Source organism: Microbacterium oleivorans (assembly GCF_013389665.1).
Taxonomy (GTDB): Bacteria; Actinomycetota; Actinomycetes; order Actinomycetales; family Microbacteriaceae; genus Microbacterium; species Microbacterium oleivorans_C.
The window spans coordinates 2,215,733-2,240,307 of record NZ_CP058316.1; the positions used below are offsets into that span (position 1 = coordinate 2,215,733).

Genomic DNA, 24,575 nt, shown 5'->3' on the forward strand with positions numbered 1-24,575 from the left:
GACAGGGCCGCTGCCGGTTCAGCCGGCCACGCTCGCGCGCGACCGACGCTCCGCAGCGTCGACGGCGAGCAGGGTCGACTCGAGCTGATCCTCGGACGCGCCGCTCTCCTGCCGGAGGAACAGGGCGCGCTTGAAGTCGGTGCGGGCGGCGGCGTAGTCGGCGGCGTCGTACGATACCTTGCCGCGGTGCTGGAACGCGAACGCGGCCAGCGCCGGCCAGTTCTGCCCCTCCGCCTCTTCCGCGCACGTCGTCAGCTCCTGGATCGCCGCGGCGTAGGCGCCGCGATGCTGCAGGATCGTCGCGTGGAGCACGCGCGCGCGCAGCAGGTCCTTGCGTGTGCCGCCCATACGCGCCACGCGCACCGCCTGCTCGGCGACGACGAGACCCTCGTCGAGGCGGTCGAGGACCTTCAGCAGCCAGACGCGCTCGAGGAGGGCGGGCAGGCTGCGCTGCTCGCCGATCTCGTCGAGGCGCTCGACGCACTGCTCCGGGTCGACGATCTCCCGCAGCGTGTCCGGGTCGTACCCGAGGATGTAGCCCACCGTCGCCCCCTCCGCGATTCGAGAACGGTGTATCCCAGTCTGGACCGAACCGGCGCCACCCCCCGGCCGCCGCGCCGATCAGCGCTCGAAGACGGATGACGCGGGCTTGGGCGAGGGCGTCGCGTCTGCGTCGGTGGCGATGCGCGCGCCGCGCGCGAACTCGTCGATCTCGGCCCCCTGGGCCACCTTCGCGGGGAAGGGCCCCGCGGCCATGAGTCGTGGCAGCCATTCCGAGGGGAGCGGCGATGCGGAGGCCGCGATGACGATGTTGCCGAACCGGCGCCCCTTGAGCAGCTGCACCTCGGCCAGCAGCAGCACCTCGGGGAGCACCTCGCGCACGGTCGCCACCTGACGCCGCGCGAAGGCCAGGCCGGCGCCGTCGGCGACGTTGACCAGCAGCACGCCGGCGGGATCGAGCAGCCGTGCGATCGAGCGGTAGTACTCCACCGTGGTCAGGTGGGCGGGTGTCTGCGCGCCGGCGAACACGTCCGAGACGACCAGGTCGGCGGCTCCGGTCAGCCCCGGGGGGAGCTTCTCGGCCACGGTGCGCGCGTCGCCGATGCGCACCCGGACCTGCGCCCCTCGCGGCAGCGGCAGGGCCTCGCGGACGAGGTCGACCAGCGGCTGCTCGAGCTCGATGACCTGCTGCCGTGAGCCCGGACGGGTGTGGGCGATGTAGCGGGGGAGCGTCAGGGCGCCGGCGCCGAGATGGACGGCGGTCAGCGGTTGCCCCGGCATCCGCAGCCGGTCGATCACGGCCGCCATCCGCGCGATGTACTCGAAGTGCAGGTGCGTGGGGTCGTCGAGGTCGACGTGCGACTGGGGCGTGCCGTCGACGTCGAGCTCGTAGCCCGAGGTGAAGCCGCTGGGCACGATGCGCGCGATCGTGCCGTCCGACAGGCGGGCCTGCGGACCGGACTCCTCCACGCGCGCTCGAGCCATTCCCCCACGCTATCGGCCTCCGGTGCACCGATCTGCGCAGTCGAAACACGATCGAGACATCGATGTAATGACTTCGAGCCTCCGGCCCGTATAGGTTCGGACGCATTACCTCGGAGCGCGCCGCGGTGTGCCCGCTCCGGACCTCAGAAAGGGACACCCCCATGCTCTCCACTCCTCGGAAGCGCGCGCTCGCGGGTCTGGCGGTGGTCGCCGTCGGCGCCCTCGCCCTCTCGGCGTGCACCAGCCAGCGCGGAGGTGGCGGCGAGACCGACGCCGCGACCGACGTCGACGGCACATTCGTGTTCGCGGCATCCGCCGACCCGGCCAGCCTCGACCCCGCCTTCGCGCAGGACGGCGAGACCTTCCGCGTCTCGCGTCAGATCTTCGAGGGTCTCGTGGGCACCGAGCCCGGCACGGCCGACCCCGCGCCGCTGCTCGCGGAGAGCTGGGAGTCCTCCGAGGACGGACTCACCCACACGTTCCAGCTGAAGGAGGGCGTGACCTTCCACGACGGCACCGCGTTCGACGCCGAGGCGGTGTGCGCGAACTTCGACCGCTGGTACAACTGGACGGGCCTGGCCGCGAGCGAGGCGCTGTCGTACTACTACGGAAAGCTCTTCCGCGGCTACGTCGACAGCCCCGACACCGCGGTGTACGACTCCTGCTCCGCCGACGGCGAGCTCGAGGCGACCGTGCAGCTGAAGCAGCCCTTCGCCGGGTTCATCCCCGCCCTGTCGCTGCCGGCCTTCGCGATGCAGAGCCCCGCAGCCCTCGAGGAGTACGGTGCCGACGAGATCGGCGGCACCGAGGAGGCGCCCTCGCTGTCGGAGTACGGTGCGGGTCACCCGACCGGCACCGGTCCCTACAAGTTCGACGAGTGGTCGCCGGGCGAGGAGCTCACGCTCTCGGCCTACGACGAGTACTGGGGCGAGTCGGGTCAGGTCGACCAGATCATCTTCCGCGTCATCGATGACCCGACCGCGCGCCGTCAGGCGCTCGAGGCCGGTTCGATCGACGGCTACGACCTGGTCGGCCCCGCCGACACGGCCGCTCTCGAGGACGCCGGCTACACGATGGTCTCGCGCCCGCCGTTCACGATCCTCTACCTCGCGTTCAACCAGGCCCAGCCCGAGCTGCAGGACGTCCGCGTGCGCCAGGCGCTGTCGCACGCGATCGACAAGGAGGCCCTCATCACGCAGGTCCTCCCCGAGGGCACCGAGGTCGCGACGCAGTTCATGCCCGACACGGTCAACGGGTACAACCCCGACGTGACGACCTACGAGTACGACCCCGAGCAGGCGCGCGCGCTGCTCGCCGAGGCCGGCTACACCGCCGACAACCCGCTGACGCTGACCTTCAACTACCCGGTCAACGTCTCGCGTCCCTACATGCCGGACCCCGAGCAGATCGCCACGGTCATCTCGACGCAGCTGACCGAGGTCGGGGTGCAGCTGACGGCCCAGACGGATGCCTGGAGCCCGGACTACCTCGACAAGATCACCGGCACGCCCGATCACGGCATCCACCTGCTCGGGTGGACGGGTGACTACAACGACACCGACAACTTCGTCGGCGTGTTCTTCGGGGCGCAGTCGGCCGAGTGGGGCTTCGACAACCCGGAGCTGTTCGCGGCGCTGAACGAGGCCCGCGGCATCCCGAACCTCGACGAGCAGACCGAGCTCTACGAGCAGATCAACGAGCAGGTCGCCGAGTTCATCCCCGGTGTCCCGCTGGCCCACCCGGCCCCGACGCTGGCATTCGACCCGCGCGTCGAGAGCTACCCGGCCAGCCCGGTCAACGACGAGGTGTTCACCGGCATCGTGCTGACCGAGTGACGCTCCGCTGATCCACGCGGGGCGGGCCACCGCCTCGGGCGCGAGCCCGCCCCGCACTCCTCGACCGAAAGATTCCGCGTTGCTGCGAACCATCGGCCACCGGCTGCTCCTGCTGATCCCCACCCTCCTCGGGCTCAGCATCCTTCTCTTCCTCTGGGTTCGCGCTCTTCCCGGCGGTCCTGCCGTCGCCCTTCTCGGCGAGAAGGCGACCCCCGCCGCCATCGAGCGCATCAACGAGCTCTACGGCTTCAACCGCCCCATCCTCGAGCAGTACGCCACCTACATGGGGCGCCTGCTCACCGGTGACTTCGGCTCCTCGATCGAGACCGGCCGTCCGGTCGTCGAGGAGTTCTTCCGCCGCTTCCCGGCGACGATCGAGCTCTCGATCGCCGCGCTCATCATCGCCGTCGGCATCGGCATCCCGCTCGGGTACCTCGCCGCGCGCCGGCACGGCCGCATCAGCGACCACCTCGCCGTCGTGCTGAGCCTCGTGGGCATCACGATCCCGGTGTTCTTCCTCGCGTTCATGCTGAAGTACGTCTTCGCGGTCCAGCTGGGCTGGCTGCCCTCGGACGGCCGGCAGAACCCGCGCATCGACGCCACCCATTACACGAACTTCTACGTGCTCGACGGTCTGATCACGGGGGAGTTCGACGCCGCCTGGGATGCCGTGCTGCACCTCGTCCTGCCCGCCCTCGCCCTCGGCACGATCCCGCTCGCGATCATCGTGCGCATCACGCGTGCGTCGGTGCTCGAGGTTCAGAACTCCGATTACGTACGCACCGGCCGGGCGAAGGGCATCGCCCGGCGCACGCTTCGCGGCCGCTTCATCCTCCGCAACGCCATGCTCCCCGTCGCCACCACCGTCGGGCTCCAGGTGGGTCTGCTGCTGGCGGGCGCGATCCTGACCGAGACCGTCTTCGCCTTCCCCGGCATCGGCTCGTTCCTCGCCCGCGCGATCACGGCCCGGGACTTCCCGGTGCTGCAGGGGTTCATCATCTTCATCGCGATCATCTACGCGCTCATCAACCTCATCGTCGATGTCTCGTACAGCCTGATCGACCCGAGAGTGAGGGTCTCATGAGCACCAACGCGCTTCCCCCCGCCCCCGGTGGCGGGCCGGCCACCGCGGCGGCCGAGCACGAGGTGTTGGAGGCCCGCACCGGCGGCGGGTTCTGGCACGACGTGTTCGCCCGGCTGCGCCGCAATCCGGTCGCCTGGGCGGGAACGGCCATCGTGCTCCTGTTCCTCCTCGTCGCGATCCTCGCCCCGTGGCTGGCGCCGTATCCCGAGACGGCCCTCCCGGGCGCGCGGGAGGTCACCCCGACCAACATCCCCGGGCCGGGCGAGATCCCCGGCTTCCCGTTGGGGCTCGACCGCTTCGGCGGGGACGTGTTCTCGAAGCTCATCTGGGGGGCGCGGGCGTCGCTGCTCATCGGCATCATCTCCACCGCGTTCGGGCTGATCGGCGGCATGCTCCTCGGCCTTCTCGCGGGCATGTTCGGCGGCTGGGTCGACACGGTGGTCATGCGCTTCGTCGACATCCTGCTGTCGGTGCCGAACCTGCTGCTGGCGGTCTCGATCGCGGCGATCCTCGGTCAGTCGCAGCTGGCGATCATGATCGCGATCGGAGCGTCGCAGGTGCCGATCTTCGCGCGCCTGCTGCGGGCCTCGATGCTGCAGCAGCGCAGCGCCGACTACATCCTCTCGGCTCAGACGCTCGGCCTCGGGAGAGGCAAGATCACCATGAGCCACGTGCTGCCCAACAGCCTCGGTCCCGTCATCGTGCAGGGGACTCTGACCCTCGCGACGGCGGTCATCGACGCGGCGGCGCTGTCGTTCCTCGGCCTCGGCGGCGGCGGCGCGGCGACGGCCGAATGGGGTCGCATGCTCACCTACGCGCAGAACGAGCTGGCGATCGCGCCCTGGCTGGCCTTCCTCCCCGGCATCTGCATCATGATCACGGCGCTCGGCTTCACCCTGCTCGGCGAGTCGCTCCGCGAGGCGATGGACCCCCGCACGCGCGCCCGCTGACCGCCCGGCACCGCGGTCGGCCGCCGCCTCGCGGCGATGCGCGCTACAGCTGCACCACCGGCGGCGCCGGCGTGCGGCCTCAGGAGGCGATGTCGAGCTCGTTGCCGGGGATCGAGGAGAGCAGCCGGCGCGTGTAGGGGTCGCGGGGGTTCGTGAAGATCTCCTCGCTCGAGGCCGCCTCCACGAGAGCCCCGTCCTTCATGACGCAGACGTAGTCCGAGATCAGGCGCACGACGGCCAGATCATGCGAGATGAAGAGGTAGCTCAGGCCGTATCCGCTCTGCAGGTCGCGCAGCAGCGTGAGGATCTGATCCTGCACGAGCACGTCCAGAGCCGACACCGGCTCGTCGCACACGATGAGGTCGGGGTTCAGGGCCAGTGCCCGCGCGATCGCGACGCGCTGGCGCTGGCCGCCCGACAGCTCCGACGGGTACCGGCGCAGCATGGACTGCGGCAGGGCGACGTCGTCGAGGAGCGTGCGCACCCGCGCGGAGCGCTCCTTCGACGACCCGCGCCGGTAGAAGTCGAGGGGTTCGCCGATGATCCGCTCGATCGTGAACATCGGGTTCAGCGACGAGTACGGATCCTGGAAGATCGGCTGCACCTTCTGGCGGAACTCCCGCAGCTGCGCACCCTTCAGCCCCGCGACATCCTGACCCTCGTAGCGGATCGTGCCCGACGTCGGCTCGATCACCTTCAGCAGCATCCGCGCGGTCGTGGTCTTGCCCGAACCCGACTCGCCGACGATCGCGACCGTCTCGCCGCGCGGGATGGCGAGCGAGACGTCGGTGACGGCGGCGAAGTCCTCCTTCTTGCCGCGGATCTTGTACAGCTTCGTCAGGTTCTCGATCTCCACGATGTTGTCGGCCGCGGATGCCGCGACACCGGGCGCCGCGGCGACGGGCGCGCCGACGGATGCCGTCTCGGCGGGCGGCGCCGGACGGTAGGCCTCGGGGCGCAGGCGCACCGCGGCGACCGACGGCGCGGCCTTCACGAGGGCCTGGGTGTACGGCTGCTGCGGATCCTCGAGGATCTGGCGGGCGGGACCCTGCTCGACGATGCGGCCCCGGTGCATCACGACCACGCGCGCGGCGCGCTCGGCGGCGAGCCCCAGGTCGTGGGTGATGAGAAGCACCGAGGTCCCCAGCTCGCCGGTCATCCGCCCGAGCTGGTCGAGGATCGTCTTCTGCACCGTGACGTCGAGCGCGCTCGTGGGCTCGTCGGCGATGAGCAGGCGCGGGTTGCAGGCGAGGCCGATCGCGATCAGGGCCCGCTGGCGCATGCCGCCCGAGAACTCGTGGGGGTACTGCTTCGCGCGCTCCGCGGCGTCGGGCAGGCCGGCGGCGGCGAGGGTCTCGACGACCTTGCGGTCGACGTCCTTCGGGGTCGCGAGGCCGTGCGCGAGTAGCGTCTCGGCGACCTGGGTGCCGATCTTCGAGACCGGATTGAGGTTCGACATGGGGTCCTGCGGCACGAGTCCGATCTGGCCGCCTCGGATGCGTCGCAGCGCGCTCTCGGGAGCACCGACGAGCTCGGTGCCGTCGAGCTGGATGCTGCCGCGCACGACACGACCGTTGCCGGGGAGCAAGCCGATCACCGCCATCGCGGTCGTGGACTTGCCTGACCCCGACTCGCCGACGATCGCGACGGTCTCGCCGGCCGAGATCTCGATGTCCACGCCTTCGACGGCGTGGACGGGTCCCTCGAGCGTGCGGAAGTCGACGGCCATGTCGCGCACCCGCAGCAGGGGAGTGGAGGAGTCTGCCATGTCCTCATCCTGCCCTCCCCGACGTGAGAGCGCACGGGCCGCCGCGCAGCCGTTACACCGACGTAACGCCGGCGGCACCCGCGCGGCGCGGGGCTAGCGTGGGGTCATGGACCTGAACGCCGACCTGGGTGAGACGGTCGACGGCGTGCCGACGGCCGACGACACGGCGATGTTCGCGGTCGTGTCGAGCGCCTCGATCGCGTGCGGCGGTCACGCGGGCGACGACCGGTCGATGCGCGACGCCGTCGCGGGTGCTGCGGCAGCCGGGGTCGCGGTGGGCGCGCATCCCTCCTACCTCGATCGGCCCGGGTTCGGGCGCGTCGCGATGTCGGTGGCGCCGCGCGAGCTGCGCCGGCAGATCGGTCACCAGCTCGCCGCGCTCGACGCTGCCGGGGCCGACATCCGTTACGTCAAGCCCCACGGCGCCCTCTACCACGCGGCGAGCAGCGACCCCGAGACGGCGCGAGCGGTGGCCGAGGCTGTGGCCGACCTCTCGGCCGTGACAGGACGCGCGGTACCCGTCCTGGGGCTCGGTGGCGCGATCGTCGACGCCGCTGCAGCGGTGGGGCTCCCCTTCCGGCAGGAGGCCTTCCTCGACCGGGGCTATCGGGCCGACGGCACCCTCGTGCCCCGGGGTGCGCCCGGCGCGCTGCTCGCCGACCCGTCGGAGGTCGCTGACCGCGCCCTGCGGCTCGCCGTGGACGCCCGCGTGGTCGCGGTGACGGGCGAGACGATCCCCAGCGAAGCCGTGTCGCTGTGCCTGCACGGCGACTCGCCGGGCGCCGTGGCGATGGCACGGGCCGTGCGCTCGGCGCTGGATGCCGCCGGCGTCGCGGTGCGCGCCCCGTGGTGAGGACCTCGGCGCCTCCGGCTCCGAGCCGGGGGAGGGGCGCAGCCCGATGAGGATCCTGCGGATGGGTTCGGCCGCCGTGCTCGTGGAGGTCGGCGGTCTCGACGAGGCGATGGCGCTGCACGCTCGACTCGCCGCGGCTCCGCCGGCGGGCGTCGTCGACATCGTCCCGGCCGCCGCCACGGTGCTCGTGAAGATCGACCGCGGCATGCTCTCGCCCGAACGGGCACGCGAGTGGATCGCGGCGGCGGCGGCCGAGCCGGCCCCGGCGGCGGGCGTTGCCGGGGAGCTCGTGCTGCCCGTGGTCTACGACGGCGCCGATCTCGCCGAGGCCGCGCGGCTGCTCGGCATGGGGCCCGACGCGCTCGCCGCCCGCCATGCCGCGACGGCGTGGACCGTCGCCTTCACCGGTTTCGCGCCGGGCTTCGGGTACCTCGTCGGCGCTGACTGGGACCTCGACGTGCCGCGCCGTCGTGAGCCGCGCACCCGGGTGCCCGCGGGTGCGGTGGGTCTCGCGGGTCGCTTCTCGGGCGCCTACCCCCGCGAGACCCCCGGGGGCTGGCAGCTGATCGGCACGACGTCGGCGGCGCTGTTCGACCCCGACACCGAGCGCCCGGCGCTCCTCGTGCCCGGCGTCCGGGTGCGCTTCGAGCCCGTCCGTGCCGCGACAGTCGTGCCCGCCGCGCCATCCCCGACGGGATCCCCGGCTCGCCCCGCCCGCCCCGACGCGCCCGTCGACCCCGGTCCGCGCCGGGGGCCGATGCGGCCCGGCATCCGGATCCTGACACCCGGCCTGCTCGCCACGGTGCAGGACGGCGGGCGACCCGGGCGCGCCGCCGCGGGCATCGCATCCGGCGGCGCCGCGGATGCGGACGCATGGGCTCTCGCCAACCGTCTCCTCGGCAACGACGGCGACGCGGCGGCGATCGAGGTCGTCCTCGGCGGCTTGCGCGCCGTGGCCGAGGGCGACCTCGAGGTCGTCGTCACCGGAGCCTGGGCGATGCTCTCGATCGACGGGTGGCCGCGCGACCCGTTCGTCGTGCACCCGTGGCCGTCGGGGAGCGAGCTGCGCCTGGACGGATTCCTCGGCGGCGCCCGGGCCTACCTCGCCGTTCGAGGCGGATGGGATGCCGCCGTCGTCGCCGGTTCCCGCGCCACCGACACCCTCGCGGGGCTCGGGCCGGCGCCCCTGCGCGCGGGCGACCGGCTCCCGGTCGGCGAGGCGGTCGCCCGGGCCGTGCCGGCGCTGCCGCTCCATCCGTGGGGGCTGCCCCCGGTGGGGACGGATGCCGCGCCGCTCGAGATCCCGTTCGTGCGCGGTCCGCGCGACGACTGGTTCACCGCCGGAGCGCTCACCGCGCTCGGGGACGCGGTGTGGACGGTGTCGGCGGACGCCGACCGGGTCGGCATCCGTCTCGACGGGCCCGAGCTCGAGCGCTCCCGCGGAGGCGAGCTACCGAGCGAGGGGATGGTCCCGGGCGCGATCCAGGTGCCGCCGGCCGGCAGGCCGGTGATCTTCGGAGTCGACGGTCCGGTGACCGGCGGCTACCCCGTGATCGGGGTCGTCACCGGCCTCGGACGGTCGCGGCTCGCGCAGACGCGACCGGGCGACCGGGTGCGGCTGCGACCGGTCGCGTCGCCCGGGCGCAGCGTCTGAGCGATGTGTCAAGGGGAGAACTCCCCCTGTCAAGGGCCGTCCCCGACTGTCCGATTCCCCTACCGTGTGAGCCATGACTCGCACCAAGACCACCACCGCCGCAGCCCTCCTCGTCTCCGCAGCCCTGCTTCTGGCCGGATGCGGTGGCCAGTCCGGCGACGCCGAGCCCGCCGCGTCGGGGGACGCCGGCTCGTCCGCGTCGCCCTCCGCCAGCGCGCCGGCCGAGACGCCGACCGCTGAGCCGGCCGCCGGCGAGACCATCACCGGCACCGGCTACTCCTTCTCGGTCCCCGAGGGCTGGGCCATCCCCGACCAGGCGCTGCCGGGCACCGAGCAGGTCGACGTCTTCGTGGCCAACCTCACCGACGCCTCGGCCGACGGTTTCGCCGACAACGTCAACGTGGTGCTCTCGCCCGCGCCGCAGGCCATCACCGCCGACCAGGTCGAGACGCTCGGCGTCGACGAGCTCGAGGGCGCCGCGGGCGCCACGAACGTCACCGTCGAGGAGCGCACCACCGTCGCCGGCGAGGAGTCCGCACACCTCTCGGCTTCGGTCGACCAGCAGGGCGTGCAGTACAACATCGACCAGTTCTACGCGTCGCAGGGCGACCAGACCTACGTCGTCACCTTCTCGTTCAGCACCGACGTCACCGCCGCCGACCGTGCCGCCGTCTACGAGTCCGTGCTCGCCACCTGGACCTGGGCCTGACCTTCCCCGGCTCGTCCCACACCCGCGCCGCCCGCTCCCCGGAGCGGGCGGCGCGCTTTTATACCGCAGCACCCGGGGGTCGTCAAGGATCCCGCTGGACATGGCGCGTCGCGCCGCCTATAGTTGCTATTTGCGCTCCCGTCCCCTTGCCCTCATATGGTGGTCGGCTTGTGCTCTGCGCGATTCCGCCCCGTCCAACGGCGTGAGACGCGCGAGCTCGGATCGGGAGCACTCCACCTGACGACAAGGAACCGGCCCCACTCGGGCCACGGAGGTAATCCCCTTGGCTGCTGCGAGCAACGCATCCACCACCCCCACCAAGAACGGCCGCGGCGCTTCGCGCCTCTCGTTCGCGAAGATCTCCGACAAGCTCACGGTCCCCGACCTGCTCGCGCTGCAGACGGAGTCCTTCGACTGGCTCGTCGGCAACGAGGCCTGGAAGACGCGCCTGGCCGAGGCGCAGGCCGCCGGCCGCACCGACATCGCGCTGCAGAGCGGCCTCGAGGAGATCTTCGAGGAGATCTCGCCCATCGAGGACCTCGGCGAGACGATGCAGCTGTCGTTCACCAACCCCTACCTCGAGCCCGAGAAGTACTCCATCGAGGAGTGCAAGGAGCGCGGCAAGACCTACGCCGCCCCGCTGTACGTCGAGGCCGAGTTCATGAACCACCTCACCGGTGAGATCAAGACCCAGACGGTCTTCATGGGCGACTTCCCGCTCCAGACCGGCAAGGGCACCTTCATCATCAACGGCACCGAGCGCGTCGTCGTCTCGCAGCTGGTGCGCTCGCCCGGTGTCTACTTCGACAAGACGCCCGACAAGACCTCCGACAAGGACATCGTCTCGGCTCGCGTCATCCCCAGCCGCGGTGCCTGGCTCGAGTTCGAGATCGACAAGCGCGACCAGGTGGGCGTGCGCATCGACCGCAAGCGCAAGCAGTCGGTCACCGTCTTCCTCAAGGCCCTGGGGCTCACCAGCGAAGACATCATGGCCGAGTTCGCCGGGTACGACTCCATCGAGGAGACGCTCGCGAAGGACACGATCCTCACCAAGGAGGACGCGCTCCGCGACATCTACCGCAAGCTCCGTCCGGGCGAGCAGGTCGCCGCCGAGGCCGCCCGCGCGCTCCTGGACAACTTCTACTTCAACGCCAAGCGCTACGACCTCGCCAAGGTCGGCCGCTACAAGATCAACCAGAAGCTGGGTCTCGACACCCCGATCGAGGAGTCGGTGCTCACCGTCGCCGACATCGTCGCGACCATCAAGTACCTGGTTCGTCTGCACCGCGGCGACGCCACGTTCGACGGCATCCGCGACGGCAAGAACGCCGAGATCCGTCTCGACACCGACGACATCGACAACTTCGGCAACCGTCGCATCCGCGCCGTCGGCGAGCTCATCCAGAACCAGGTCCGCACCGGTCTGTCGCGCATGGAGCGCGTCGTGCGCGAGCGCATGACCACGCAGGACATCGAGGCGATCACGCCGCAGACCCTGATCAACGTGCGCCCCGTCGTCGCCGCGATCAAGGAGTTCTTCGGAACCTCGCAGCTGTCGCAGTTCATGGACCAGAACAACCCGCTCGCGGGCCTGACCCACAAGCGCCGCCTGTCGGCGCTGGGCCCCGGCGGTCTGTCGCGCGAGCGCGCCGGCGTCGAGGTGCGCGACGTGCACCCCTCGCACTACGGCCGCATGTGCCCGATCGAGACCCCGGAAGGCCCGAACATCGGTCTGATCGGCTCGCTCGCGTCGTTCGCCCGCATCAACGCCTTCGGCTTCATCGAGACCCCCTACCGTCGCGTCGTCGACGGCAAGGTCACCGATGAGATCGACTACCTCACCGCCAGCGAGGAGAACGACTACGTCGTCGCGCAGGCCGGTGTCGAGCTCAACAAGGACGGCTCGTTCGTGGCCGACCGCGTGCTCGCCCGCCGCGGCAAGGGCGGCGAGGTCGACCTGTTCCCGAACGACGAGATCGGCTACATGGACGTCTCGCCGCGTCAGATGGTGTCGGTCGCCACCTCGCTCATCCCCTTCCTCGAGCACGACGACGCGAACCGCGCCCTCATGGGTGCGAACATGCAGCGTCAGGCCGTGCCGCTGCTGCGCAGCGACTCGCCGCTGGTGGGCACGGGTATGGAGGGCTACGCCGCGATCGACGCCGGTGACGTCATCACCGCGCAGAAGGCCGGTGTCGTGTCCGAGGTCTCGGCCGACGTCGTGACCGTGCAGCTCGATGAGGGCGGGACGCAGGACTACTTCCTCCGCAAGTTCGACCGTTCCAACCAGGGCACGTCGTACAACCAGCGCGTCGTGGTCTCGGCCGGCGAGCGCGTCGAGGTCGGCGAGGTCATCGCCGACGGTCCCGCCACCGAGAACGGCGAGCTCGCCCTCGGCAAGAACCTCCTGGTCGCGTTCATGACCTGGGAGGGTCACAACTTCGAGGACGCGATCATCCTCAGCCAGGAGCTCGTGAAGAACGACACGCTCTCCTCGATCCACATCGAGGAGTACGAGGTCGACGCGCGCGACACCAAGCTCGGCAAGGAGGAGATCACCCGTGACCTCCCCAACGTCGCGCCCGACCTGCTGAAGGATCTCGACGAGCGCGGCATCATCCGCATCGGCGCCGAGGTGCGCCCCGGCGACATCCTCGTCGGCAAGGTCACGCCCAAGGGCGAGACCGAGCTGAGCGCCGAGGAGCGTCTGCTGCGCGCGATCTTCAACGAGAAGAGCCGCGAGGTCCGCGACACGTCGCTGAAGGTGCCCCACGGTGAGCAGGGAACCATCATCGCGGTCAAGGAGTTCAACGCCGAGGACGGCGACGACGAGCTCGGCTCGGGCGTCAACCGCCGCGTCGTGGTGTACATCGCCCAGAAGCGCAAGATCACCGAGGGCGACAAGCTCGCCGGTCGTCACGGCAACAAGGGTGTCATCGCCAAGATCCTCCCCGTCGAGGACATGCCCTTCCTCGCCGACGGCACGCCCGTCGACGTGGTGCTGAACCCGCTCGGCATCCCCGGTCGAATGAACTTCGGCCAGGTGCTCGAGCTGCACCTCGGCTGGATCGCCGCCCAGGGCTGGAAGGTCGAGGGCACACCCGAGTGGGCCGACCGTCTGCCCGAGGTCGCCCGCGAGGCCGCCCCCGGCACGAAGGTCGCGACCCCGGTGTTCGACGGCGCGTTCGAGTCCGAGATCGCCGGTCTGCTGGATTCGACCAACCTCACCCGCGACGGTGAGCGTCTGATCGACTCCTCGGGCAAGACGAAGCTGTTCGACGGTCGCTCCGGCGAGCCGTTCCCGGCTCCGATCTCGGTCGGCTACATGTACATCCTGAAGCTGCACCACCTCGTCGACGACAAGATCCACGCGCGCTCGACGGGCCCGTACTCGATGATCACCCAGCAGCCGCTCGGTGGTAAGGCGCAGTTCGGTGGTCAGCGCTTCGGTGAGATGGAGGTGTGGGCCCTCGAGGCCTACGGCGCCGCGTACGCGCTCCAGGAGCTCCTGACGATCAAGTCCGACGACATCGTCGGTCGCGTGAAGGTCTACGAGGCCATCGTCAAGGGCGAGAACATCCAGGAGCCCGGCATCCCCGAGTCGTTCAAGGTGCTCATGAAGGAGATGCAGTCGCTCTGCCTGAACGTCGAGGTCCTCTCGGCCGACGGCACCGAGGTCAACCTCCGCGACACCGACGATGAAGCCTTCCGCGCAGCGGAGGAGCTCGGCATCAACATCTCCAGCCGCTTCGAGTCCTCGTCGATCGACGAGATCTGATCCGGCCAGGCAACGAACAGAATTCCGACACAGGAGAATCAGTGCTCGAGTCACACACTTTCGATCAGCTTCGCATCGGCCTGGCCACCGCTGACGACATCCGTCGTTGGTCCTTCGGCGAGGTCAAGAAGCCCGAGACCATCAACTACCGCACGCTCAAGCCCGAGAAGGACGGCCTCTTCGGCGAGCAGATCTTCGGTCCCTCCCGCGACTGGGAGTGCGCCTGCGGAAAGTACAAGCGCGTCCGCTTCAAGGGCATCGTCTGCGAGCGATGCGGCGTCGAGGTCACCAAGTCCTCGGTCCGTCGCGAGCGCATGGGACACATCGAGCTCGCCGCTCCCGTGACCCACATCTGGTACTTCAAGGGCGTCCCCTCGCGCTTGGGCTACCTGCTCGACATGGCGCCGAAGGACCTCGAGAAGGTCATCTACTTCGCCGCGTACATGGTCATCTCGGTCGACGAGGACGCACGCCACCGTGACCTCCCCACGCACGAGAACAACCTGCGTCTCGAGATGAAGAACCTCGGCGACCGTCGCGACGCCCGCGTGGCGACGCGTCTGGCCAAGCTGGAGGAGGAGCTCGCGGCCCTCGAGGCCGACGGCGCCAAGGCCGACCAGAAGAAGAAGGCCAAGGACTCCGCCGAGAAGGACATGGCGACCGTCCGCAAGAACTTCGACGAGCAGATCTCGCGCCTCGAGCGGGTGTGGGAGGAGTTCCGCTCCCTCGAGGTCGGTCAGCTCAAGCAGGAGGACGACGTCTTCCACGAGCTCCAGGACCGCTTCGGACAGTACTTCGAGGCCCACATGGGCGCCGAGGGCATCCAGCGTCGCCTGGCGAGCTTCGACCTGGCCGCCGAGGCCGAGTCGCTGCACCTGCAGATCTCCGAGGGCAAGGGCCAGCGCAAGATCCGCGCGATCAAGCGCCTCAAGGTCGTCAACTCGTTCCTGCAGACCGGCATGTCGCCGGCCGCGATGGTGCTCGACGTCGTTCCGGTGATCCCGCCCGAGCTGCGCCCGATGGTCCAGCTCGACGGTGGCCGCTTCGCGACCTCCGACCTCAACGACCTGTACCGCCGCGTGATCAACCGCAACAACCGCCTGCGTCGTCTGATCGATCTCGGTGCCCCCGAGATCATCGTCAACAACGAGAAGCGGATGCTGCAGGAGGCCGTCGACGCGCTGTTCGACAACGGTCGTCGTGGCCGCCCCGTCACCGGTACCGGCAACCGCGCCCTGAAGTCCCTCAGCGACATGCTGAAGGGCAAGCAGGGTCGCTTCCGCCAGAACCTGCTCGGCAAGCGCGTGGACTACTCGGGTCGTTCGGTCATCATCGTCGGACCCCAGCTGAAGCTGCACCAGTGCGGTCTGCCCAAGCAGATGGCGCTCGAGCTGTTCAAGCCGTTCGTGATCAAGCGCCTCATCGACCTGGGCCACTCGCAGAACATCAAGGCCGCCAAGCGCGCCGTCGAGCGCACCCGCCCCGAGGTCTGGGACGTGCTCGAGGAGATCATCCGCGAGCGTCCGGTGCTGCTCAACCGTGCACCCACCCTGCACCGCCTGGGCATCCAGGCCTTCGAGCCTCAGCTCGTCGAGGGCAAGGCGATCCAGCTGCACCCGCTCGTCTGCGCCGCCTTCAACGCGGACTTCGACGGCGACCAGATGGCTGTGCACCTGCCGCTGTCGGTCGAGGCTCAGGCCGAGGCCCGCATCCTGATGCTCGCTTCGAACAACATCCTCAAGCCGTCGGACGGTCGCCCGGTCACCCTGCCTTCGCAGGACATGATCATCGGTCTGCACCACCTCACGACGGTCATCGAGGGCGCTTCGGGCGAGGGCCGCGTGTTCGGCTCGGTCGGCGAGGCGATCCTGGCCAAGGACGAGGGCACCCTCGACCTGCAGGCCAAGGTCCGCATCCGCATCCCCGGTCTGACCTTCCTCGAGGGCGACGCCCCCGAGGGCTACGAGCGCCACGGACTCGTGGACGCGTCGCTCGGTCAGGCGATCTTCAACGACACCCTGCCCAAGGGGTACCCGTTCGTCCGCGAGCAGGCCGACAAGGGCAAGCTGTCGCAGATCGTCAACAAGCTGGCCGAGGAGTACCCCAAGACCGAGGTCGCGGCATCCCTCGACCGGATCAAGGACGCCGGCTTCCACTGGGCGACCCGTTCGGGTGTCACCGTCGCGCTGAGCGACGTCCTGACGCCGCCGAACAAGGCCGAGATCATCTCGAAGTACGAGAAGCTCGCGTCGAAGGTCCAGGGCCAGTTCGAGAAGGGTCTCGTGACCGACGCCGAGCGTCGTCAGGAGCAGATCAAGATCTGGACCGAGGCGACCGACGAGGTCCAGGCCGCGATGAAGGCGAACTTCCCCGCCGAGAACACCATCAACCGCATGGTGTCGTCGGGCGCCCGTGGTAACTGGCTGCAGATCCGTAACATCGCCGGTATCCGAGGCCTGGTCAACAACACCAAGGGTGAGATCATGCCGCGTCCGATCATCTCCTCGTACCGCGAGGGGCTGTCGGTCGCCGAGTACTTCACCGCGACGCACGGTGCCCGTAAGGGTCTGGCCGACACCGCTCTGCGTACCGCCGACTCGGGCTACCTGACCCGTCGTCTGGTGGACGTCTCGCAGGACGTCATCATCCGCGAGGAGGACTGCGGCACGTCGAAGGGCCTCGAGCTCCCGATCGCTGCGGCCGGTGCCGACGGTGTCCTGATCAAGGACGCCAACGTCGAGAACTCGGTGTTCGCCCGCACCCTCGCCGCCGACGCCGTCTCGCCCTCGGGCGAGGTGCTGGCTGCGGCCGGCGACGACGTGGGCGACGTGCTGATCAACAAGCTCGTCGAGGGCGGGGTGACCTCCATCAAGGTCCGCTCCGTGCTGACCTGCGACTCGGCCGTGGGTGTCTGCGCGAAGTGCTACGGCCGTTCGCTGGCCACCGGCAAGATCGTCGACATCGGCGAGGCCGTGGGCATCATCGCCGCCCAGTCGATCGGTGAGCCCGGCACGCAGCTGACGATGCGTACCTTCCACACCGGTGGTTCGGCCTCGGCCGATGACATCACGCAGGGTCTGCCCCGCGTGCAGGAGCTCTTCGAGGCGCGTACCCCCAAGGGTGCGTCCCCGATCTCCGAGGTCACCGGCCGTGTGACGATCGACGAGACCGAGAAGTCGAAGAAGATCATCATCACGCCCGACAACGGCGATGAGCCGGTGGTCTACCCGGTCCTCAAGCGTGCGACCCTCCTCGTCGAGGACGGCCAGCACGTCGAGGTCGGCGACCCGCTGCAGGTCGGCACGCTCGACCCGAAGGACATCATGCGCGTGCAGGGTGCCCGCGAGGTGCAGAAGTACCTCGTCGGCGGCGTTCAGGGTGTGTACCGCTCGCAGGGTGTGCCGATCCACGACAAGCACATCGAGGTCATCGTCCGGCAGATGCTGCGGAAGGTCACCGTGGTCGACCACGGCGACACGACGCTGCTGCCGGGTGAGCTGGTCGACTTCAAGAAGTACCAGAACATCAACCGCGAGGCCGTGGGCGAGGGCAAGCGCCCCGCGTCGGGCCGCCCGGAGCTGATGGGTATCACGAAGGCGTCGCTGGCGACCGAGTCGTGGCTGTCGGCCGCGTCGTTCCAGGAGACCACCCGCGTCCTGACGCAGGCGGCCATGGAGGGCAAGAGCGACCCGCTCGTCGGCCTCAAGGAGAACGTCATCATCGGAAAGCTCATCCCCGCCGGAACGGGCCTTGCGAAGTACCGCAACGTGGCCGTCGAGGCGACGGAGGAGGCGAAGAGCGAGCGGTACCCCAACCGCATCTTCGCGTCGGACGGCGCGTACAGCGACGCCGACCTGAGCTACGTCGACTTCGACAGCTTCTCCACCGACGGCGACTTCACCAGCTACAACTGATCGATCGCTGATCCACGAAGGGCCCCGGGCTTGTCCCGGGGCCCTTCGTCGTGTGTCGGTGCGCTGTCGACGGTGCGGCCGATTAGCGTGGAGCTGTGTCACGCATCGGGGGTCGCAACATCGTCTTCGCCTGGATCGTCGGCGTCGTCTGCGCCGTCGTCATCGGGGTGTTGGCGTTCCTGACCGTGCCCCTCGTCACGACCGGCATCGGGCTGCTCGGCGGCGGTTCGAGCGAGGCCGGCGCCGATGGCGGCGCCGAGACCGACGGACCCGGCCGGTGCCGCGACCTGTACTCGGAGCCCCTCTGGGCGGCGTTGCAGTACACGCCCGGGGCGGCCCTGGAGACCTCCTCCGACGCGCCGGTGTCCTCCGCCGCCGCGCTCGTGGATGCACTCGCGCCGGCGGTGCGGTTCACCTGCACCTGGACGGCGGAGGCCGGCTCGATCTCGACCACGGTGGCGGAGGTGGGTACGGATGCCGGCTCGATCGCGGCATCCGCTCTCCCGGCGCAGGGGTTCTCGTGCTCCGAGAACGGCACCCGGACCTTCTGCTCGCGCACGGACGGCGAGCTCGTCGAGACGATCGAGGCGGGCGACGGGCGGTGGGTGTCGACCTCGCAGCAGGGCTGGCACCCCGAGCGCTACTCCGGCCGGGTGGGCGACGCGGTCTTCGCCGCGGAGTGACGCGCGGTCGTCGACCCGTCAGGGTGTCGGCGTGGCCGCGCCGCCGGCGGGCCAGAGCGAGGCGATGACGCCCGAGGTGAACCCCGCGGGTGCGAGGTGGGAGAACTGGGTGTCGATCAGCACACCGTCGCGGAAGTACAGCGTCCGCCCGTCGGTGACGGGGTAGCGCTCGTTCTGCCATGTCTTCTCGCAGCGCACGCCTGCGTCGGGCTCGTAGCAGGTGAAGCCGATGCCGCTGAGCTCGTTGAGGAAGTCGATCACGGGGTTCTCGGCCGCGTGCACGATGGTCGTCTCGATCTTGGCGGTGTCGGCGCCGGGGTCGGCCCACACGCACCGCAGCGCGCCGCCGTCGAGCACGCCCGTCTCCCCGAAGGCGGGGTCGTTCAGCGGGACGCCGGCGAGGGCGCTGCGGGCCGTCGGGCCGAGGATGCCGTCGCAGTCGCGGGGAAGCACCGTCGTCGTCGCGACCGCGCCGGTGGCCGGCGGCGGCGGACCGCCCGCCTGCGGCGACCGCGTCTCGATCGGTGCGGGGCTGCCGGGCGCGGTGGGCGAGACGGAGGGGGCCGGTGCGGACGGTGCGGGCTCGGGCTCGGGGGCGCACCCGGCCAGCAGCGCGACGGCCACCACGAGGGCAGCCGGTGCGAGGCGGCGGAGGGCGGGTGCGGTCATGGCTCGACGATACGACGCGTCGCGGGCACCGGTGCGCAGACACGTCGGCACGCCTCCCGGGCACGCCCCTCCCGGCGGGATATCCTCGCGACTGCGGCGGCATCGGCCACCGCGTGAGGAGCACATCGCATGAGCGACCCCAAGTACGGCGAGCCCGTCGAAGAGCCCACGCCGGTGGACGACGTCGTCGGCAGCGCGCGTGCCGGGCTGGCCGATGCGGAGGCGTCGCGCGACGCCGTCACGGCGGACGACTGGGATGCCGCGTACGGCGGCACCGGCACGCTCCCGGAGCGCGCGACGACCGCCGACGATGCCGACCTCCGCACGGATGCCGGCTCCGGCGACGCGACGGGCGCGAGTGACGGCAGTCACCGCGATGCCGACCCCGCCGGCGACCGCCACGGCGACGCTCCCGCGCCCGCCGCATCAGACGCCTGGAACACCCCGAGCCAGTGGGACGCGCATCCCGAGGCCGACGCCGACGCCTCGGCCGCCCCCGCCGCCACCCCCGTCGCGACCGCTGCGACGACCGCCGCGCCGGCCGTCGCAGCCAGCGACACCGCCACGCGCGCCTACGGCGCCGATGACGAACCGGCCCGCACCGGATCGGTGAGCGCGAGCGAGCCCGTCGGCGGGACCTCGGCCGCGGCGGCACCGCAGCCGATCTTCGTCCAGGCACCCGAGGCCCCCACGCCGCGCGGCAACCGCGGCGCCGCCGGCGCCATCGGCCTGCTCGCGGCCATCGTGTTCGCGCTCATCTACCTCGGGTCGTGGCTCGCGATCGGCGCGGTGCAGGGCGAGGTGACCGCCACGAACGTCGGTGAGCAGGCGCTGGACGCCGTCACGTCGTGGTGGCTCTGGGTGCCCGTCGCGGTGTTCTTCCTCGCCTTCTGGATCCTCGGTGCCTTCATCAACCGTGGCCGGTGGGGCCTGTGGGTGCTGCTCGGACTGCTGGTGGGCGTCGCCTCGTACGCGGGGCACGTGCTCGGCCAGCTCTTCGAGGCGCCGTTCTGGAACATCCCGCCCAGCGAGGCGCTCGCGCTCGTCGGCGAGCAGGCCTTCGTACCGCTGGCACTGGTCGCCCTCGTCGCCGGCCGTGAGCTGACGATCTGGTTCGGCGCCTGGGTCGCCGCGCGCGGCCGCCGGGTCACCGAGCTCAACGCCGAGGCGCAGCGCGAATACGAGCGCACCCTCGAGGCGGGCCCGCAGCTGCACCGCTACTGATGTCGCCCGACTCCGGCGGACTGCGCCCCGGGCTCGCGACCGTCTTCTCGGTCGTGAGCTTCGGGGCGCTCGCCATCTGCGGCCTCGGCGTGCTCAGTCTGGTCACCGGCGCCGATGTCGTGGCCGTGCGGGGGCTGGGGGCGCTCCCCGGTGCGACGGCGTTCGCCGCTGCCGTGGCGGCGCTGGCATTAGTGCTCGCGACCGCTCTACGTCGGCCGCATCCCTCCTACACGCTCGCCGCCTTCGCGGCGGTCGCGGTGGTGCTGGCGTATCTCCTCGGGCTCGCGCTCGGCGCGGTGATCGTCGGGGTCGACGTGGCGCGGGGCGTGGCCGCCGCCGGGGACTTCGCGCTGTCGTGGTTCGCGGTGGTCCTCGCCGCCTGCGGGGCGATCGCCGGGTGGACGGGCGTGGCGCTCGTGCGCACGCGAGCACAGCCGCCGCAGTGGCGCTGGGAGCGGGACGAGGACCGATGATGCGCAATCCCGCCCGCGGCGGCATCCATCGGCGACAATAGGCCCGTGGAGCGGTCGCTCGAGACCCAGGTCAGCCAGGCGGTGGACGCGTGGCTGCGATGGCTGCCGCGCTGGCAACCCGCCACGCACCGGGGGCGGGTGGCGCCCTGCCGGCGCTGCTTCGGCTCACCGCTCCTGTCGGCGATCGGCCTCGGAGCCGACGTGCCGCACGGGGTGCAGCACGGCCTGTCGACCCGGATGAAGACCATCGTCGATCAGGCTGTGGCCGAGTACACCGCGCGGAACCTGCCGATGCTCCAGGCCGAGCTCGATCAGCAGGCGGCGCGCAACCGCGCCCGCTCGTATCGACCCGCCGAGGGGTTGGAGCCCGAGTTCGAGGGGCTGCCGATGGACCCCGATCCGGTGCCCGGTGCGCCGTTCCTGTTCACCATCTCGGGCCTCGCGCAGGAGTCCGACGACGCGGTGCCCGATCTCCCGCCGCTCAGCGACGAGGCCAAGACGGCGCTCCGCCAGGAGGTCGGGCTCGCCGACGACTACGCGAACATGGTCGGCCGCGAGATCTGCACCATCCTCCTGCGTCATCGACTGCGCGTCCAGGCGGAGATCGCGCAGCACGTGGAGCCGCAGATCGAGGCCATGCTCGCCGAGCTGACCCGCTCGCTGGACGCGCCGTTCGAGTCGGGCACCGACTCCGGGCCGCATCCGTGATCGGCGAGGCGGTGCACCGCTGGCCCTATCGTGGGATGCGATGACCTCCTCCGCCAACGAATCGCTCCTCATCCTGCTCGTCGTGCTGTCGACGGTGCTCGGTGCGGTCCTCTACGTGTGGACGGCGCTCGCGCTGGCGGGGGTGTTCCGCAAGACCGGCGAGGAGCCGTGGCAGGCGTGGGTGCCGGGGCTGAACATCGCCGTGGTGCTGCGCCTGGGCGGCTTCAGCCCCTGGCTCGTGCTGATCGGCCTCGTCCCGGTCGCGGGCTGGGTCGCGCTGGCCGTGCTGATCGTCGTGGCGGCCCACCGGATCGGGCGCGACTTCGACGCCGGTCCCGGGATGACGGTGCTGGCGGCCGTGCTGTTCGTGGTGTGGGCGAGCATCCTCGGCCTCGGCCCCGCACGCTGGCGCGGCCGGCGTCCGTCCGCCACCCCGGCCCCCTGGGTCTTCTCGCCGCCGCTGTCGGAGCCCGACGTGCGCGCCGAGCCCGGACCCGCATCTCCGCCCGGGCTGCGGGAGCCCGTCGCGCCGCCGACGATCGCGACCCCGCTCCTCTCACCCCTCCACTTCCGTCCCGAGCCGCTCGCCGGCAGCGGTGAGCGATCCGGTTCGGACCCGGACGCCGACGCGGATGCGGATGCCGCGCCGCGCGCTCCCGAGCGCGAGCAGGCCCCCGCCGGTCTGGAGCCCTCGCCCTGGGCCCCGCCCTCGCCCTTCGCTCCCTCCGTGCGCGCAGACGTCGCAGCTGCGGCGCCCGCACGCGTGACGCCGATCGCGCCCGAGGCCCCCGAGGCCGCGACGCCGGCCGCCTCGGGGGCCGCTGCCGCCGCCGCACCCGCCCCGGTCGCGCCCGCCCCCGTCGCAGCGGGGGTCGAGGCGGCGGATGCGCCGGGCGGGCCGCAGCTGCGCGATGCGACCCCGGGCGGAGCTCCGGCCACCACGACGAGCGGAGTCGACGAGGAGTCGGACGACGCGCGCTGGCCCTCGGAGATCGACGACGTCTCGGCCCTCTCGCCGTCGCCGTTCCCTTCGCGCGCGGCATCCGATCGTCCCGGGGTCGTGCCCTCGTTCGCCGACCCCGATGCCGCGGCATCCCCGCACGCCGGCCGCCGTACGTGGGACGCCGTGCCCGCCACTCCCATCGCGCGCCGCGCCTTCGGCGCCGCACCCGACGAGTTCCCCGAGCTCTCCGACGAGGTGTCGGCCGTCGTCGGCGCCCCCGCGGCCGGCGCGCCGCGAACGGCGGAGGCGGCGGTGCCCGCGCAGCTGCGCCGAGCCGAGGCGGCCGACGACGAGAGCGAGGCCGACCACACCGTCGTCGTGGCCCGACGCCGGGTGTTCTGGCAGCTCGTGCTGCCGGATGCGGCCGTCGTCCCGCTCAGCGCGGACGTGGTCATCGTGGGCCGTCAGCCCGCCCCCGACCCCGACTTCCCCCGTGCCCAGCTCGTCGCCATCGCCGACGGCACCCGCACCGTGTCCAAGACGCACGCCCGCCTCGAGCTGCGATCCGGCCTGTGGCACATCACCGACCTGCACTCCACGAACGGCGTCGTGCTCACCAGCTTCCTCGGCACGGAGATCGAGCTCGAGCCCGGATCCGACGCGCCCGCGGGGGAGCGCTTCCTCCTCGGCGACGCGGAACTGCGCATCGAGCGCCCCGGGGCCTGAGCGCCGATACCACCGGGGACGATCGCCGTTTGCCCGCCTCGCCGGAGAGGCGTATCATTGATCGGGTGTGCGCTTGTGCGCGCCCTGCGTCGTGCCTCGGTCCGATCAGGACGACGAAGAGTGCACGTACCGGGATCGTCCTGCGAACAGGTCGCCCCCACGGCATATCCACCCCTGAAAACGCTGCATTCGTGACGCGCCGGTGGATCTGTGGTGAAACCACGACGCTGTCACCGTGCAGCACAACAAGGAGAGAACGTGCCAACCATTCAGCAGTTGGTTCGCAAGGGTCGCTCGCCGAAGGTCACCAAGACCAAGGCGCCCGCCCTGAAGGCGAACCCCCAGCAGGCGGGTGTCTGCACCCGCGTGTACACGACCACGCCCAAGAAGCCGAACTCGGCCATGCGCAAGGTCGCCCGCGTCAAGCTCCGCAACGGCACCGAGGTCACCGCGTACATCCCCGGTGAGGGGCACAACCTGCAGGAGCACTCGCTCGTGCTCGTCCGTGGCGGTCGTGTGAAGGACCTCCCCGGTGTCCGCTACAAGATCGTCCGCGGTGCGCTCGACACCCAGGCCGTCAAGAACCGTAAGCAGGCTCGCAGCCGCTACGGCGCGAAGAAGGGTTGAGTTAGATGCCTCGTAAGGGACCCGCACCCCGCCGCGTCGTCGTCAACGACCCGGTCTACGGTGCTCCGATCGTCACCCAGCTCGTCAACAAGATCCTCGTCGACGGCAAGAAGTCCATCGCCGAGGCGATCGTCTACACCGCCCTCAAGGGCGTCGAGGCGAAGAACGGCCAGGATGCCGTCGCGACGCTGAAGAAGGCGCTCGACAACGTCCGACCCACCCTCGAGGTCAAGAGCCGCCGCGTCGGTGGCTCGACCTACCAGGTGCCCGTCGAGGTCAAGCCGCACCGCGCGAACACCCTCGCGCTGCGCTGGCTCGTCTCCTACGCGAAGGGCCGTCGTGAGAAGACGATGACCGAGCGTCTGCAGAACGAGATCCTCGACGCCTCGAACGGCCTCGGTGCCGCGGTCAAGCGCCGCGAAGACACCCACAAGATGGCCGAGTCGAACCGCGCCTTCGCGCACTACCGCTGGTAAACAGCTTCTCGGCGCC

The 24,575-nt window shown here is 70.8% G+C and carries 19 protein-coding genes; 15 read left to right on the forward strand and 4 right to left on the reverse strand.

What is annotated here, in order from left to right:
* Positions 1-18: 18 nt before the first annotated feature.
* Both HW566_RS10540 and HW566_RS10545 read right to left on the reverse strand, forming a co-directional pair.
* Positions 19-543 carry a hypothetical protein gene (locus HW566_RS10540; RefSeq protein ID WP_178012705.1) on the reverse strand — a complete coding sequence of 175 codons (525 nt, stop codon included), beginning with the start codon at positions 541-543 and terminating at the stop codon, positions 19-21.
* A gap of 78 nt (positions 544-621) precedes the next feature.
* Complete coding sequence (locus HW566_RS10545) at positions 622-1,485, reverse strand: spermidine synthase (protein ID WP_178012707.1); 864 nt, start codon at positions 1,483-1,485, stop codon at positions 622-624.
* A 161-nt stretch (positions 1,486-1,646) separates the two neighbouring features.
* Here HW566_RS10545 and HW566_RS10550 point away from each other — a divergent pair, with 161 nt between their 5' ends.
* From HW566_RS10550 to HW566_RS10560, 3 genes are all read left to right on the forward strand, one after another.
* Positions 1,647-3,320 carry an ABC transporter substrate-binding protein gene (locus tag HW566_RS10550; RefSeq protein WP_178012709.1) on the forward strand — a complete coding sequence of 558 codons (1,674 nt, stop codon included), beginning with the start codon at positions 1,647-1,649 and terminating at the stop codon, positions 3,318-3,320.
* A gap of 79 nt (positions 3,321-3,399) precedes the next feature.
* On the forward strand, positions 3,400-4,404 hold the full coding sequence (locus tag HW566_RS10555) for an ABC transporter permease (protein WP_178012711.1): 1,005 nt from the start codon (positions 3,400-3,402) through the stop codon (positions 4,402-4,404).
* Positions 4,401-5,354, forward strand: a complete 954-nt coding sequence (locus HW566_RS10560) for an ABC transporter permease (RefSeq protein WP_178012712.1) — start codon at positions 4,401-4,403, stop codon at positions 5,352-5,354. The genes HW566_RS10555 and HW566_RS10560 overlap by 4 nt, the downstream gene beginning before the upstream one ends.
* A gap of 79 nt (positions 5,355-5,433) precedes the next feature.
* On the opposite strand, the gene HW566_RS10565 is transcribed toward HW566_RS10560, so the two are convergent.
* Complete coding sequence (locus HW566_RS10565) at positions 5,434-7,122, reverse strand: ABC transporter ATP-binding protein (RefSeq protein WP_178012714.1); 1,689 nt, start codon at positions 7,120-7,122, stop codon at positions 5,434-5,436.
* Positions 7,123-7,228: 106 nt separating this feature from the next.
* Here HW566_RS10565 and pxpA point away from each other — a divergent pair, with 106 nt between their 5' ends.
* From pxpA to HW566_RS10595, 6 genes are all read left to right on the forward strand, one after another.
* On the forward strand, positions 7,229-7,975 hold the full coding sequence (pxpA, locus tag HW566_RS10570; protein ID WP_178012716.1) for a 5-oxoprolinase subunit PxpA: 747 nt from the start codon (positions 7,229-7,231) through the stop codon (positions 7,973-7,975).
* Between the two features lie 61 nt (positions 7,976-8,036).
* Positions 8,037-9,629, forward strand: a complete 1,593-nt coding sequence (locus HW566_RS10575) for a carboxyltransferase domain-containing protein (protein WP_256728670.1) — start codon at positions 8,037-8,039, stop codon at positions 9,627-9,629.
* Between the two features lie 73 nt (positions 9,630-9,702).
* A complete protein-coding gene (locus tag HW566_RS10580) occupies positions 9,703-10,338 on the forward strand; it encodes a hypothetical protein (protein ID WP_178012719.1) in 636 nt (211 codons plus the stop codon).
* A gap of 283 nt (positions 10,339-10,621) precedes the next feature.
* A complete protein-coding gene (gene rpoB, locus HW566_RS10585; RefSeq protein WP_178012721.1) occupies positions 10,622-14,116 on the forward strand; it encodes a DNA-directed RNA polymerase subunit beta in 3,495 nt (1,164 codons plus the stop codon).
* A 41-nt stretch (positions 14,117-14,157) separates the two neighbouring features.
* On the forward strand, positions 14,158-18,030 hold the full coding sequence (gene rpoC, locus HW566_RS10590) for a DNA-directed RNA polymerase subunit beta' (protein ID WP_178012723.1): 3,873 nt from the start codon (positions 14,158-14,160) through the stop codon (positions 18,028-18,030).
* A gap of 95 nt (positions 18,031-18,125) precedes the next feature.
* Positions 18,126-18,713: a hypothetical protein gene (locus HW566_RS10595; protein ID WP_178012725.1), complete on the forward strand. Its 588-nt coding sequence runs from the start codon at positions 18,126-18,128 to the stop codon at positions 18,711-18,713.
* Positions 18,714-18,731: 18 nt separating this feature from the next.
* Here HW566_RS10595 and HW566_RS10600 read toward each other — a convergent pair whose 3' ends face one another.
* Entirely contained in the window at positions 18,732-19,382 is a 651-nt protein-coding gene (locus HW566_RS10600) for a hypothetical protein (protein WP_178012727.1), read from the reverse strand.
* 129 nt (positions 19,383-19,511) lie between these two features.
* Between HW566_RS10600 and HW566_RS10605 the strand changes: the two genes are divergently transcribed.
* From HW566_RS10605 to rpsG, 6 genes are all read left to right on the forward strand, one after another.
* Positions 19,512-20,606 carry an ABC transporter gene (locus HW566_RS10605; RefSeq protein WP_178012729.1) on the forward strand — a complete coding sequence of 365 codons (1,095 nt, stop codon included), beginning with the start codon at positions 19,512-19,514 and terminating at the stop codon, positions 20,604-20,606.
* On the forward strand, positions 20,606-21,079 hold the full coding sequence (locus tag HW566_RS10610) for a hypothetical protein (RefSeq protein WP_178012731.1): 474 nt from the start codon (positions 20,606-20,608) through the stop codon (positions 21,077-21,079). Before HW566_RS10605 ends, HW566_RS10610 begins: the two co-directional genes overlap by 1 nt.
* Positions 21,080-21,124: 45 nt before the next feature.
* Complete coding sequence (locus HW566_RS10615) at positions 21,125-21,787, forward strand: spermidine/putrescine ABC transporter substrate-binding protein (RefSeq protein WP_178012733.1); 663 nt, start codon at positions 21,125-21,127, stop codon at positions 21,785-21,787.
* A gap of 40 nt (positions 21,788-21,827) precedes the next feature.
* On the forward strand, positions 21,828-23,456 hold the full coding sequence (locus HW566_RS10620; RefSeq protein WP_178012735.1) for a DUF5684 domain-containing protein: 1,629 nt from the start codon (positions 21,828-21,830) through the stop codon (positions 23,454-23,456).
* Positions 23,457-23,714: 258 nt separating this feature from the next.
* The gene (gene rpsL / locus HW566_RS10625) at positions 23,715-24,083 is read left to right on the forward strand and encodes a 30S ribosomal protein S12 (RefSeq protein WP_018187369.1); all 369 of its coding nucleotides are present in this window, start codon (positions 23,715-23,717) and stop codon (positions 24,081-24,083) included.
* Positions 24,084-24,088: 5 nt separating this feature from the next.
* Positions 24,089-24,559, forward strand: a complete 471-nt coding sequence (gene rpsG / locus HW566_RS10630; RefSeq protein ID WP_178012736.1) for a 30S ribosomal protein S7 — start codon at positions 24,089-24,091, stop codon at positions 24,557-24,559.
* Positions 24,560-24,575: the final 16 nt, after the last annotated feature.

What these genes read in the sequence shown, in the direction of transcription:
- HW566_RS10545 (WP_178012707.1), bottom strand. Translation starts at nt 1,485, where the DNA reads ATGGCTCGAGCGCGCGTGGAGGAGTCCGGTCCGCAGGCCCGCCTGTCG.
- HW566_RS10550 (WP_178012709.1), top strand. Translation starts at nt 1,647, where the DNA reads ATGCTCTCCACTCCTCGGAAGCGCGCGCTCGCGGGTCTGGCGGTGGTC.
- HW566_RS10560 (WP_178012712.1), top strand. Translation starts at nt 4,401, where the DNA reads ATGAGCACCAACGCGCTTCCCCCCGCCCCCGGTGGCGGGCCGGCCACC.
- HW566_RS10565 (WP_178012714.1), bottom strand. Translation starts at nt 7,122, where the DNA reads ATGGCAGACTCCTCCACTCCCCTGCTGCGGGTGCGCGACATGGCCGTC.
- pxpA (WP_178012716.1), top strand. Translation starts at nt 7,229, where the DNA reads ATGGACCTGAACGCCGACCTGGGTGAGACGGTCGACGGCGTGCCGACG.
- HW566_RS10575 (WP_256728670.1), top strand. Translation starts at nt 8,037, where the DNA reads ATGGGTTCGGCCGCCGTGCTCGTGGAGGTCGGCGGTCTCGACGAGGCG.
- HW566_RS10580 (WP_178012719.1), top strand. Translation starts at nt 9,703, where the DNA reads ATGACTCGCACCAAGACCACCACCGCCGCAGCCCTCCTCGTCTCCGCA.
- HW566_RS10600 (WP_178012727.1), bottom strand. Translation starts at nt 19,382, where the DNA reads ATGACCGCACCCGCCCTCCGCCGCCTCGCACCGGCTGCCCTCGTGGTG.
- HW566_RS10605 (WP_178012729.1), top strand. Translation starts at nt 19,512, where the DNA reads ATGAGCGACCCCAAGTACGGCGAGCCCGTCGAAGAGCCCACGCCGGTG.
- HW566_RS10610 (WP_178012731.1), top strand. Translation starts at nt 20,606, where the DNA reads ATGTCGCCCGACTCCGGCGGACTGCGCCCCGGGCTCGCGACCGTCTTC.
- HW566_RS10620 (WP_178012735.1), top strand. Translation starts at nt 21,828, where the DNA reads ATGACCTCCTCCGCCAACGAATCGCTCCTCATCCTGCTCGTCGTGCTG.
- rpsG (WP_178012736.1), top strand. Translation starts at nt 24,089, where the DNA reads ATGCCTCGTAAGGGACCCGCACCCCGCCGCGTCGTCGTCAACGACCCG.